Source organism: Enterococcus sp. C53 (assembly GCF_040887425.1).
Classification (GTDB): Bacteria; Bacillota; Bacilli; order Lactobacillales; family Enterococcaceae; genus Enterococcus_B; species Enterococcus_B hirae.
Genome location: NZ_JBFOFT010000015.1, coordinates 14898 through 27194, shown reverse-complemented (window position 1 = coordinate 27194; position 12297 = coordinate 14898). Strand labels below are relative to the sequence as shown.

Genomic DNA, 12297 nt, shown 5'->3' with positions numbered 1-12297 from the left:
TCAAAAAGAGTCTGTGCATAAGCAACTTTTGCTGAATTTATTATTTTCTTCACTGATGGTAGAAAGCGCGCAAGCACCAGTGATTATCACGAATAAAAAAACGATTCGTAATGAGCCGCTGATTCAAATCTTAGATTATATCAATGATCACTATGCAGAAATCACCTTACAGCAATTAGGAGAAACTTTTGGCTATAACAAAAAATATTTAAGCAACTTGTTAAAAAATAAAACCGGTAGTAGTTTCCAAGAGTTGATCGATCAAAAACGCTTATCTGAAGCAAAGCGACTCATGCTAGAAACAAACGATAGTTTAAGTACGATTGCCTTAAAAATCGGCTATAAAAGTGTCCCTTCGATTTTCAAACTTTTCCAAAAAGAAACCGGAAAAACACCTGATTATTTCCGAAAAAAACGGATGTAAAAAGAGTAGTTGAAACATGAATGGTACAACTCTCTAATTCCAACTGTAAAACAGTGACGAAAAGTTATTAACAAAAAAAAATAACAAAAACCGCCTGAAACAATTGATATGTTTCAGGCGGTCCATTTATATTTTACGTAAAATACCACGTTTCTAACGAATGTCTCTAATTGTTTGATTTTATTCTACAAATGGTTCTTCTCCCAATGCTTGTTGCGCGGCTAGATTGATCATATTCCATTGGCGATCAAAACCAGGTTGGAAAAAAAAGTCAGCTTCTGCTAAATCTTCGATCGTCAGTTTTTGTTGGATCGCTAGCGCTAGTACGTTGCCTTGAGCAGTCACATCATAAGTAGATAAAACAGCTCCGCCAAGGACTTGATGTGTCATTGGGTCAAAGAATAATTGGATTGAAACTTTCGTGTTCCCATATTCTTCAGGTACATATTTAGGACGAATAGTATCTTCATAATAAGCTGTGCGAATGGCTACGCCTGCTTTTTCTGCTGTAAAACTATTCAAACCACTAGCTGCAAAGTGATAATCAAAAACACTTAATGCCGAAGAACCTACAACGCCTCCAAATGGTTGGCTTGGTGTATCCTCAAATAGATGTTTGACTACATATCGTGCTTCTCTTCTTGCCACTGTTGCTAGTGCAATCGGCATTTTTGAGCGGGCAGGTATCGAATAAGCAAGGGTTGCATCCCCTACTGCATACACATCAGGTAAATTGGTTTGCAAATATTCATCGGTAACGATCCAACCACGATCATCTAAATCTACGACTCCTTTTAGCCATTCCGTATTCGCTTTGACTCCAGCTGCTTGAATCACAAGATCTGTCGCGATTTCTTCATCTGCTGTTTGAATCGCAGCGACTTGTTGCTCACCAGTGAAAGCAGTGATTTTCGCACCCGTCACGACTTTGATACCCTTTTCTTTTAAATGTTCGGTTAAAATATCCGTCATTTCCGGATCTAAATAAGTGCCTAATGGTCGATCAATCACGTCTAATAACGTCACTTCTTTCCCTGCTTTTTGAAAAGCTTCAGCGGCTTCGATCCCGATATAGCCTGCACCGATAACAGCTACATTTTTGATCGCTGGATCAGTTAATTTATCTTTGATTCTAGTAGCCCAATCGTACCCACGCATCAAATAAACGTTCTCTAAATCTGTTCCTGGTACTGGCAATGAATTTGGTTTTACTCCTGAGCTTAAGATCAATTTATCATATTCATACTCTTTGGTACTCTTATCTAAGATACTAGTCACCGTTACTGTCTTTTGGTCTGCATGAATCGCTTTTACTTCATGATTGTTTAAAATGTGAACATTGGGTTGTGGAAAGTTTTCTGGTCTGAAATTTCGTACATCATTAACATCTGTCACTTGGTCCTCTAAATATAATTCCATGCCACATGACATGAACGAAACATAATCCCCTGCTTCAAATAAGGTGATATCGACATTTTCACCATATCTAGATAGCAATTCTAAAATCGATTGATGTCCGCCATGAGATGCGCCGACAATAATAACCTTTGTTTTCTCCATTGATGAAACCTCCTTGTTCAATTATTTAGAATAACTCTAAACAATTCAAATATAACACTCGATTTTTTATAAATCAAAAGAAATGCCCAAATATTGGACAGAAAAAATAAGACTTTCTCTATTAAGTTTTTGACTTAAATGTTTATCAACTTTCTTTTTAGATGGCAATACTTTTTAGTAAGAAATAACTATACAGAAAAATAAAACGATTATGCTATTATTTGTCAATTATATCGCTTGACTTAACTTGTAAAATTTATATAAAAAACATTTTCCATACTAATAAAGTTAGCTGGTACTATAGACCTCCTCAGCCATGAAATTAGAAAAAAACATACCAAAAATAATAACTGTACAAAAAAGATCGTTTCAGAACACTTAACATTTACAAATAAATACAGGAAAAACTTTGCGTTACTTAATGTTGTATAGTATTATAAGAGTAAAGAGGTGGTATATATGCTCATTACAAAATCTAGATTACAAGGTAGTTCTGTAGTAATTACACTACCGTCTGATAATGGTAAAAAACCTTCAGAAAATCAAGAATATATTGTTGTCTACTCTGAAGATGGGACAATCACATTAGTTCCTAAAATCGAAGATCCATTTAGTGCTGGACAAGAAGCTGAGTATTACGAAAAAGATGAATGGAAAGACTTAACTCCTGAAGGGAGAGAAATTTTATAGTGCCTAAAGCTAGAAATTATATTCCTAAAAAAGGGGATATTGTTTGGATCGATTTTGATCCATCCACAGGCAAAGAAATTCAAAAGAGAAGACCAGGCTTGGTTGTATCTCGTTATGAATTTAATTGCACAACAATGTTTGCAATAATCTGTCCAATTACTTCTACTATAAAAAATCTACCGACACGCTATTCGCTTCCCAAAGATTTAGATACAAAGGGACAAGTACTTATTTCTCAATTAAAATCACTTGATTTCAAGGAAAGAAAACTCAAAAAGGTCGAAAATTTACCTTTACAAGATATGGCTAAAATTGATCAGATTATCCAGTATATATTTTAAGCACCTTAAATTGGATCATAATCTTTCGTTATGCCAAATAAAACTAAAAAATGTACACCATTAAAAAAGAAAAATGACAAATGTTCCTCTTTCAATCAACAAAGTAAACAAAAAATGAAAAACTTCGTTCAATAAAATGAACGTAGCTTTTCATTTTTTTTGATTACATATCAGCTAAAAAAAGGCGAATCCGTTGGCAAGCTTCCGTAAGTTCTGCCAAACTACTTGCATAAGAAATCCGAATATAGCCTTCACCCTCTGGTCCAAAAGCTGAACCAGGGATACAGGCGACTCTGCCTTGTTCTGCTAACTGTAAGCAAAACTCCCAAGAATTCAAGGTAACTTCTTTTGGCAGTTTACAAAACAGGTAAAAGGCGCCATCAGGTGGTATGATTTCAAACCCTAACTCACTTAATTGACCTAAAAGATAATCTCTTCTCTTCGCATACTGTTCTTTCATTTTTTCCCCATCATACATTCCGGTAGTAAGTGCCTCAACCGCAGCTTTTTGAGCCATCGTAGTGGCTGAAGTGACTAAATATTGATGGACTTTGATGATTTCATCAATCACATATTTTTGAGCAAAAATAAAGCCGATCCGCCAGCCGGTCATCGCATGAGATTTGGATAAACCGCTAATCACAATTGTTTGCTCCGGAATATAAGACGCTGGCGAGACATGGTCTCCGACATAATTCAACTCTGCATAGACTTCATCACTGATCACGAAGACCGATCGTTGTTTGATGACTTCAGCTAATTTTGCCATTTGTTCTGAAGTTAACAGTGTTCCTGTTGGATTGCTTGGATAGTTCAAGATAATTGCTTTGATCGAGTCGCCATAAATAGCAAAGGCTGCTTCTAACTGTTCTGGTTGGCAAATAAAGCCTGTTTCTGACGTATCGATCGTGATCAATTCCGCTCCAGCAAGATCCACTATCGGCTGATAGCCAGGATAAGCAGGCGCAGGAATCAATACTTTGTCGCCTTCTTCTAAAATCGCTAGTAAAGAAGCAGCGATTGCTTCTGTGGCACCAACTGTCGTTAGTACTTCAGTTTGAGGATCGTATACCAACCCATAACGTTCTTTTTGAAATAAACAAGCAGCTTCACAAACTTCGGGTAGTCCCCTCATCCCCGTATAATGGGAATAATTTTCTTCAATAGCAGTGATCCCCGCCTGTTTGACATGTTCGGGTGTTGGAAAATCAGGCTCTCCTAAGGTTAACTTGATGACATCGGGGATAGCAGAAATTTGTTGGTCAAAACTTCTGATTTGTGACACTGCTATTTTTGCAAGCCTGTGATTAAAACGATTGGTTAAATTCATGTGGTTTTCTCCTTTTTATCACTTCTTTGTCACTGATCCTTTTTTAGCAAAAGTCCTTTTGTATGAAGGATCGTTTGATACCAAGCGACACCCTTTTCTAACACAGCCATATCAAAATCAAATCGTGCATCATGAAGTGCTGGTGTATCACCGACACCGAGAAAGAAAAAAACACATGGATACTTCTGGGTATAAACACCGAAATCCTCTGCTTGCAAGACCGGTTGTTCAAGCTCATGTAATTTTTCTGATTGCTTCAAGGCTGTATATATGTGAGGATCATTGATGACCGCTGGATATCCATCATTATAACGGAATTGGATCGATACCTGCGAATTTTTTTGAAATTTCTCTGCTAAATCAGCCAGTTGTGCTTTGATCGAATCTTGGATTTGCTGATCATAAGAACGGATGCTGCCTGAAATAGTTACTTCATTTGCTAAAACATTTCGAATCGTACCACCAGTGATCTGTCCAAACTTTATTAAACGTCGCCATTCTTTAGGTAAAGATTGTTCCAACTCGTATACTTCATCCATAAAACCAATGGCTCCTCGGATACTGTCGATCCCTTGTTCACTAGAGGCAATATGGGCAGATCTCCCTTTGACAATGATATCTGTCTCACTACTTTGTGCCATAAAGGCGCCCGATCGTGAATAGATCTCGCCTTTGGGAAGACCTGGCCATAAATGAAACCCGAAAATCGCTTGGACTTGATAGTACTCTAACAAACCTGTTTGAATAACACTTTCCGCTCCGCCAGATATTTCTTCCGAAGGTTGAAAAATCAGAACAACGTTGTACATTAACTGTTCTTTATGATCTGCGATATATTCCGTTAACCCTAATAACATTGCCATATGTCCATCGTGACCACACGCATGCATCATCCCTTCATGAGTAGAAGCAAAGGGAAGATTTGTTTCTTCTTGAATCGGTAAGGCGTCAATATCTGTCCGAAAAGCAATCGTTTCGTTTTGTTGATGATCAAAATAAAGCAATAAACCAGTCTCGCCGATCTCATGCAGGACTCCCCCAAGATCCTTGATTTGTTCATGCAAATACGCTTTGGTTTTAAATTCATGAAAGCCGATTTCAGGAATTTGATGTAACGCCATGCGATGTTTTGCTAACATCGACATTCACCATCCCTTCATAGAGCCCTTTAACGACTGTTTCATATTCTTCATTTTTTACCCCAATGATCAAGTTTAATTCTTGTGCCCCTTGGGATAAGATCGATGTCCGAATCTCTAGTTGATTTAAGATGGATAAGACTTTGCCAGAAAGTCCAATCAGTTCTTTATGTGGTCCGCCAACAACTGAGATCAATGCCAGATTCTCGATAATTTCGACTTCCTCGACACCCAAATTTTCTTTTAACTCTTTGGTAATCAAAAATAATTGATCTGCAATGGCTTCTGCTGAAACGACTACTCCAATATTGTCGATCCCCGAAGGAATGTGTTCGATCGAAATACCATGATTCGCAAAGACACTCATTGCTTTCCAAATAAACCCGATTTCATCAGACATATGTCGTTTAAATAGTGTTAGCGAAAGAAAATCTTTTTTTCCAGCAATCCCTGTTAAGCCATTTTCTTTTTCGACTTCTTTGCTGGAAATTCTAGTGCCTTGCGCCTCTGGATCGTTCGTATTTTTTATTTGAATCGGGATACCTGCTTCTTGTACTGGGAAAATAGCTGATTCATGGAGAACATTTGCCCCCATATACGCCATCTCTCGTAATTCTCTAAATGAAATTTCTTTGATGATTTTTGGCGTGTCAATGATTCGTGGATCAGCCATCATAATCCCAGAAACATCCGTCCAATTCTCATAACAGTCGGCATTCAATAGTTTGGCTAAGATTGCGCCAGTGATGTCGCTCCCACCTCGCCCCATCAATTTTTCTTTTCCAACTGGATTAGCACCATAGAATCCTGGGACTACTAGTGGGCCTTTTTCTTGATAAATAGTTATTATTGCTTGTTTCGTCCGTTCTTCATCGATCTCACCCGTATAATCAAAGAAAATCAGTTCTTTCGCATCTATAAACGTATAACCAACATATTCAGCTAATAACTTCGCAGTGAGATATTCTCCCCGACTGACCAAAAAATCTTGCGAGACTTTTTCTCGCTGTAATTTTTTTTGGATCTCTAATAATTCATCTTCAATCGGAAAAGTCAACGACAAGACATCTCTCACTTGAATGAATCGTTCACAGATCCTTTCCCACAAAGGTGTCCAATCGACTCCATGATGAAGATAGGCATGGATCAAATACAAGAGATCCGTGACTTTGTCATCTTCTTTTGTTCGTTTTCCTAAAGCGGAAACAACGATCACACTTCGTTCAGGAGCAGCTAAAATAATAGATTTTACCTTTTTGAATTGTTCTTCATGAGCCATCGATGAGCCACCAAATTTTGCGACTTTCATTGGATCACCTCCCTGATTGGTGATAACAATGCAGAGGCGATTTGTACAGCATTCGCAGCTGCGCCTTTACGGATATTATCCGCTACGGTATACAGCAACAGCCCATTTTCCAATGTAGGATCATGCCGGAGTCTGCCGACGTATACCTCATCTGTTCCTTTAGCAAGGATACTGGTCGGGTAACTATGGTTGGGCAAATCATCCACGACTGTTATTCCCGGGAAATGTTGCAAACATTGACGGACTGCTGCAAGTGAAAATGGCTGCGCCAACTGGACTGCGATTAAAACACCATGACCAACTTCGATGGGGACACGTACACAAGTAGCCGAGACAGGTAAGTTAGGCAAATGTAGGATCTTCCTTGTTTCAGCCATCATTTTGTGTTCTTCTTTCGTATACCCATCAACCAACGGTGCATCAATTTCGGGGATGACTGTTTGACTGATATCATGCGGATAAAGCAAAGGTTCCTGCCCTTTTTGAGTGGCGTGAAGATCAGTTAGCCCTTGTTGCCCCGAACCAGAGACCGCTTGATAGGTGGAATAGTTCACGCGGTTGACACCAAATGTCTGTTGCAATGCCTTTAACGGTAAAATGGCTTGGATCGTGGAACAGTTTGGATTGGCAATCAATCGGTTCATTTCATGATCTGCTAGATTGACTTCTGGAACGATCAACGGAATCGACGGATCTTCTCGCCAAGCAGAAGAATTATCAATGACGACCAACCCATGTTCTCTAGCAAGTGGCGCAAATTCAAGTGAAATTTCTGCTCCGGCTGAAAAAAGCGCTAAATCATACCCGTCAAATGATGTCTTTGTTAATTCTTCTACTGTGTATTCTTTTCCCTTAAACACACAGACTTTTCCAGCTGAACGCTTGGATGCTAATAATTTCAAACGACCTACTGGAAAATCATATTCTGCTAACACGTTCAACATCGTTTGACCAACTAAACCAGTTGCTCCAACGATACAGGTATCTATTTTGCGCATCTTTTTCATCCTCTCTATAATTCCCGTAATGCAGCGATCAATGCGGTGTTTTCCCTCGTTTGTTCGTCTTTGATTTTTAATACTCGGGCAGGTGTTCCACCCACTACGGTATCAGCGGCTACATCTTCTAAAACAACTGCTCCAGCCGCTACGACTGCATTTTTGCCAATACGGACACCTTCAACAATGACAGCATTCGCACCAACCAAGACACCGTCTTCAACCACCACTGGTTGAGCGGAAGCCGGTTCGATCAAACCCGCCAACACTGCCCCCGCACCAATGTGACAATTTTTGCCGACAATCGCTCTTCCGCCTAAGATTGCCCCCATGTCGATCATCGAGTTTTCCCCAATCTCCGCACCGATATTGATGATCGCTCCCATCATGATGACCGCATGATCACCGATCGTTACTTGATCCCGAATAATTGCTCCTGGCTCGATCCGAGCATCGATTTCTTTTAAATCAAGCAGAGGTATGGCACTATTTCTAGCTGTTTCTTCTATTTCGATCTCAATGATTTTAGCGGATTCTTTTGCGAGGATTGGTGCGATTTCTTTGTAATCACCGAAAATAATTTGGCTATTCCCCTGACCAAATACTTTACACTTTTCAAATTTAATTGGTTCAGTGACATTTAAATACACTTTAACCGGTGTTTTTTTATCAGCTGTTTGAATCAAACGTATAATTGCTTGTGCGTCCATTTGCTTTCTCTCCTTTATCCACCTAAAGTATCTGCTAATTGATAGTATCCAGCTGGTTGATTGCTTAACCAAAAAGCTGCACTTACTGCTCCTTCTGCAAAAATCTGATTGGAAAACGATTCATGTTTGATTGATAATACTTCATCCGTAGATGCAAATAAAACTTCGTGCTCTCCAGGTAGAGAACCAATACGTAAACTGTGTACTCCGATTTCATCGGTTTTTCTAGGTTGATCTTTCCATTGGAAAACAGGCGATAGTTTACGGACTTCTTGCATACTAGCGAGTAGTGATTGAGCCGTTCCAGAAGGCGCATCTTTTTTTTGGTCATGATGTTTTTCAATCAATTCGATTTGCCATGTTTTCAATAATTCAGCAGCCTGCTTCACTAATTGATTCATGACAAAAATCCCTAAAGAAAAGTTCGCACTGTATAAAATGGGGAAACGTTGCCCAAACGCTTCGATTGCCTGGAATTGTTCCTCACTATAGCCAGTCGTTCCGATCACGACTGGAAGTTGGTGTGCTGCTCCATAATCTAGCACTTTTTCCAAATTATCTGCGTGAGAAAAATCAATAAGGAGTGAGATATTACTCGGAAAAGATAAAGTAGTCGCTTCTTTAAGGGAGACCTTTGGAAAAACGACCTCATGTTCATAAGATTCAATGACTTCTTGGATTTTTTTGCCCATTCGTCCATGTCCGACTACACCAATTTTCATACCTGTTCTCGTCCTTTCATAGGTAATAATTCCTGTAATACTCCTCGCTTGTCCTCAGACAGAGGAACAAGTGGTAGCCGTAACACACCTGAAGGAAGAGCCATCATCTCCATTGCGGCTTTTATTGGGATCGGATTTGTTTCACTAAACAAGGCATGGATCAATGGTAAGGCAGTTAATTGGATTTATTGCGCTCGTCGAAGATTCCCTTGCTCAAACGTTGCGACTAATTCATGGACTAATCTAGGCTGGATATTGGCCCAAACACTGATAACCCCACTTCCACCCACACTTAATATCGGCAAAATAGCATCATCGTTGCCACTATAAAGGACAAACGAGTCTGTCAAAAGACGACCAACTGCCATCACATAAGCAAGATCACCTGATGCTTCTTTGATCCCGCTGATTTGTGGATGTGTCGCTAATTTTTCCAGGACTGGAATTGGGATCGTCATTCCAGTTCTAGATGGTACATTGTATAAAATGATCGGTCGTGGTGATTGGTCAGCAATTGCAGTAAAATGCGCCAACAAACCTGCATCACTTGTCTTATTATAATAAGGCGTGATCACTAACAATTGATCCGCCCCAATCGCTGCTAAACGTTGGACTCTTTCAATTGTTTTTTTCGTATCGTTTGTTCCTGCGCCTGCGATGACTGGGATTCTTTTATTTACTTTTGCTACTGTAAAACGTAGAATCTCCTCTTCTTCTTCTGGCGTTAACGTCGAAGATTCCCCAGTTGTTCCTAACACTAACAGGCCATCTGTACCTTCTGAAAGATGAAACTCAATTAGTTTCTCTAATCCTTGATAGTCAATTTCGCCAAGCGCATTCATCGGTGTAATCAATGCAACGATCGAACCTTTAATCATACGACATCTCCTTTTGTGACCATTCATGAACAGCTGGTCCCGTCATTTGTATTTGTGTCTCCCCAGTAATCATTAACTCTCCTTGCTCTAAGTGAATCATGGCCTTAGCACTTGCTAAGTATCCATGATCTCTAGCTACAACATAAGCCGCACAACAGCCAGTACCACAAGCCAATGTCCAACCAACACCACGTTCATACGTGCGTACGATCAGTTCCTGTTCATTGACTCGTTGGACAAAATTAACATTGGTTTTTTCTGAGAATAATGGATGGTGACAAATCTGTTCCCCTAACGCTTTCATTTGTTGCGCTTTTGCATCCTCTACAAAAACAACGGTATGGATCGTGCCCATAAACAAACTAGTTAGCTGGACATCCACTTGTCCAATACATACTATTTGATCCACGATGTGTTCTGTTTGATTGACCGCTAACTTTTCTGTCGAATAATCGGGTTGTCCCATCTGAGCGGTACAATAAAAAGGTTCTTCTGTCAAAATTTCAATGGAAATCACACCCGCTAATGTGTGTACGTCGAAAGGTGAAGTTTCTACCATAGCTTTATCCCATATATGCCGAGCAAAACAACGAATCCCATTCCCACACATCGGCGCCTGACTGCCATCTTTATTGAAATAAAGCATCGTTAAAGGTTGCTCTCGAACGACAATCAACCCATCTGTATCAAATCGATCCTGTCCACACCACTTGCTGGCTAATTGGTGATAATCGATTCCTTCTTCATAGTCCATTAAGATAAAATCATTGCCGCAACCATTATATTTATGCAGGATCATTGAACTTCACCTCGCAATAAATCCTCATATTCTTGCCTACGTACCACTAATCGAGCAGTTTCACCGTTGACGAATACCACAGCAGGCGTCAAAGCTCGGTTATAGTTGCTACTCATTGAATAACCATAAGCGCCTGTGGCATATACCGCTAATATATCTCCGGGTTCAGCGATAGGCAAAAGAGCTTCTTGAATAACCACATCACCTGACTCACACATTTTCCCAGCGATCGTGACTTTTTCGGTTTTCTTTTCCCTTAATTTGGTTGCCAGATCACATTGATAGCTCGCTTGATAGAGTGCTGGACGGATATTATCGGTCATTCCCCCATCGACAAAATAATATTTTTTATTTGGCGTTTGCTTAATAAATCCTACCGTATAAAGCGTCGTTCCTGCTTCCCCAACGATACTTCTTCCGGGTTCGATCAACAATTCATTGATTACTAATCCTTGTTTTTTTAAAGCTTCTTCCGTAAAACGTACTAATTCTCGAACAGATTCTTCAATGGGTAATGGCTGATCACTTTCGGTATAACGAATACCGAACCCTCCCCCAAGATTTAGCGAAAGTACTTCATCAAAATCTTTAAGATAACCAACCAGTTTATGGATTTCTGCTATCCAGGCCGATAATTCAAAAATCTGCGAACCAATATGTGCATGAAAGCCTTCTAACTGTAAAAATTCACTACCCTGAATAAATTGGATCGCTTTTTGACACTCTTCACTTTCATAGAGTAGACCAAATTTTGAATCAATATGAGCGGTAACGACATATTCATGCGTATGTGCTTCGATCCCTACATTCAACCGGATCATTACCTGGAGTTCTTTTTGATATTCTTGGCTAAGTGCGACTAACAATTCAACTTCCATGAGATTATCCGCTACAAAATGAACAAGTCCATTTTCAATAGCATAACGGATTTCCGCAGGTGTTTTATTGTTTCCATGAAAATAGACCTCTTCCATTGGAAAGTCAGCACACACAGCTGTATAAATCTCACCACCACTAACTACATCTAAACCTAATCCTTGTGATTGAATCAGTTTTAACATGGCGACGGTCTGAAATGCTTTTGATGCATATAAAATCTTTGTCTTAAAATGATCTGATTGAAATCCTTGTTTAAATGCCTTGATGTTCTCCACCATTTGCTTCTCATCGTAAACATAAAGGGGTGTTTGATATTGTTTTACTAATTGACTAACAGGAATTTCACCGATCATTAATTCTGACATTCGAGACTACCTCTTTTCCGCAATGTTTTTTAAAATTTCTCTCATTAAGATTTGAATTTTATTTGAATAATATTAAACAAATTCTCAGTGATTGTCTACTATATTCATAAATTTAATAAAAAAAAGTGCATTCATACATTTTTTTGTATAAAT

Annotated in this window: 12 protein-coding genes and 1 pseudogene; 3 read left to right on the top strand and 10 right to left on the bottom strand. The window is 39.2% G+C overall.

The annotated features are described in order from the left end of the window. The coding region (locus AB3I42_RS13595) for a helix-turn-helix domain-containing protein (protein WP_368022560.1) at positions 1-424 on the top strand (424 nt) is incomplete at its 5' end. A 180-nt stretch (positions 425-604) separates the two neighbouring features. Here AB3I42_RS13595 and AB3I42_RS13590 read toward each other — a convergent pair. Further along, on the bottom strand, positions 605-1984 hold the full coding sequence (locus tag AB3I42_RS13590; RefSeq protein WP_010738534.1) for an FAD-dependent oxidoreductase: 1380 nt from the start codon (positions 1982-1984) through the stop codon (positions 605-607). Between the two features lie 459 nt (positions 1985-2443). Between AB3I42_RS13590 and AB3I42_RS13585 the strand changes: the two genes are divergently transcribed. Together AB3I42_RS13585 and AB3I42_RS13580 are read left to right on the top strand one after the other, a co-directional pair. Next, entirely contained in the window at positions 2444-2674 is a 231-nt protein-coding gene (locus tag AB3I42_RS13585; RefSeq protein WP_010738535.1) for a hypothetical protein, read from the top strand. Beyond that, a complete protein-coding gene (locus tag AB3I42_RS13580) occupies positions 2674-3015 on the top strand; it encodes a type II toxin-antitoxin system PemK/MazF family toxin (protein ID WP_010738536.1) in 342 nt (113 codons plus the stop codon). The genes AB3I42_RS13585 and AB3I42_RS13580 overlap by 1 nt, the downstream gene beginning before the upstream one ends. 163 nt (positions 3016-3178) lie before the next feature. Here AB3I42_RS13580 and AB3I42_RS13575 read toward each other — a convergent pair whose 3' ends face one another. From AB3I42_RS13575 to lysA, 9 genes and pseudogenes are all read right to left on the bottom strand, one after another. Further along, the gene (locus tag AB3I42_RS13575; protein ID WP_181914288.1) at positions 3179-4345 is read right to left on the bottom strand and encodes a pyridoxal phosphate-dependent aminotransferase; all 1167 of its coding nucleotides are present in this window, start codon (positions 4343-4345) and stop codon (positions 3179-3181) included. A 29-nt stretch (positions 4346-4374) separates the two neighbouring features. Further along, positions 4375-5484, bottom strand: a complete 1110-nt coding sequence (locus tag AB3I42_RS13570; RefSeq protein ID WP_164907387.1) for a M20 family metallopeptidase — start codon at positions 5482-5484, stop codon at positions 4375-4377. Continuing rightward, positions 5444-6793, bottom strand: coding sequence for an aspartate kinase (locus AB3I42_RS13565; RefSeq protein WP_010720195.1), 1350 nt, complete (start codon positions 6791-6793; stop codon positions 5444-5446). Before AB3I42_RS13565 ends, AB3I42_RS13570 begins: the two co-directional genes overlap by 41 nt. Beyond that, positions 6790-7791, bottom strand: a complete 1002-nt coding sequence (locus AB3I42_RS13560; protein ID WP_131773357.1) for an aspartate-semialdehyde dehydrogenase — start codon at positions 7789-7791, stop codon at positions 6790-6792. Before AB3I42_RS13560 ends, AB3I42_RS13565 begins: the two co-directional genes overlap by 4 nt. A 14-nt stretch (positions 7792-7805) precedes the next feature. Next, positions 7806-8501, bottom strand: a complete 696-nt coding sequence (gene dapD / locus AB3I42_RS13555; RefSeq protein ID WP_081129630.1) for a 2,3,4,5-tetrahydropyridine-2,6-dicarboxylate N-acetyltransferase — start codon at positions 8499-8501, stop codon at positions 7806-7808. Positions 8502-8515: 14 nt separating this feature from the next. Beyond that, positions 8516-9223: a 4-hydroxy-tetrahydrodipicolinate reductase gene (dapB, locus tag AB3I42_RS13550; protein ID WP_010738541.1), complete on the bottom strand. Its 708-nt coding sequence runs from the start codon at positions 9221-9223 to the stop codon at positions 8516-8518. Further along, positions 9220-10101: pseudogene (dapA, locus tag AB3I42_RS13545) on the bottom strand (4-hydroxy-tetrahydrodipicolinate synthase). The gene dapB and the pseudogene dapA overlap by 4 nt, the downstream one beginning before the upstream one ends. Beyond that, positions 10094-10900: a diaminopimelate epimerase gene (gene dapF, locus AB3I42_RS13540; RefSeq protein ID WP_368022559.1), complete on the bottom strand. Its 807-nt coding sequence runs from the start codon at positions 10898-10900 to the stop codon at positions 10094-10096. Before dapF ends, dapA begins: the two are co-directional and overlap by 8 nt. Further along, the gene (lysA, locus tag AB3I42_RS13535; RefSeq protein ID WP_010738544.1) at positions 10897-12144 is read right to left on the bottom strand and encodes a diaminopimelate decarboxylase; all 1248 of its coding nucleotides are present in this window, start codon (positions 12142-12144) and stop codon (positions 10897-10899) included. The genes dapF and lysA overlap by 4 nt, the downstream gene beginning before the upstream one ends. Positions 12145-12297: the final 153 nt, after the last annotated feature.

Excerpts from the sequence above, each read along its gene's own strand:
- AB3I42_RS13590 (WP_010738534.1), bottom strand. The coding sequence starts at position 1,984 with ATGGAGAAAACAAAGGTTATTATTGTCGGCGCATCTCATGGCGGACAT.
- AB3I42_RS13585 (WP_010738535.1), top strand. The coding sequence starts at position 2,444 with ATGCTCATTACAAAATCTAGATTACAAGGTAGTTCTGTAGTAATTACA.
- AB3I42_RS13575 (WP_181914288.1), bottom strand. The coding sequence starts at position 4,345 with ATGAATTTAACCAATCGTTTTAATCACAGGCTTGCAAAAATAGCAGTG.
- AB3I42_RS13570 (WP_164907387.1), bottom strand. The coding sequence starts at position 5,484 with ATGTTAGCAAAACATCGCATGGCGTTACATCAAATTCCTGAAATCGGC.
- AB3I42_RS13565 (WP_010720195.1), bottom strand. The coding sequence starts at position 6,793 with ATGAAAGTCGCAAAATTTGGTGGCTCATCGATGGCTCATGAAGAACAA.
- AB3I42_RS13560 (WP_131773357.1), bottom strand. The coding sequence starts at position 7,791 with ATGCGCAAAATAGATACCTGTATCGTTGGAGCAACTGGTTTAGTTGGT.
- dapD (WP_081129630.1), bottom strand. The coding sequence starts at position 8,501 with ATGGACGCACAAGCAATTATACGTTTGATTCAAACAGCTGATAAAAAA.
- dapB (WP_010738541.1), bottom strand. The coding sequence starts at position 9,223 with ATGAAAATTGGTGTAGTCGGACATGGACGAATGGGCAAAAAAATCCAA.
- dapF (WP_368022559.1), bottom strand. The coding sequence starts at position 10,900 with ATGATCCTGCATAAATATAATGGTTGCGGCAATGATTTTATCTTAATG.
- lysA (WP_010738544.1), bottom strand. The coding sequence starts at position 12,144 with ATGTCAGAATTAATGATCGGTGAAATTCCTGTTAGTCAATTAGTAAAA.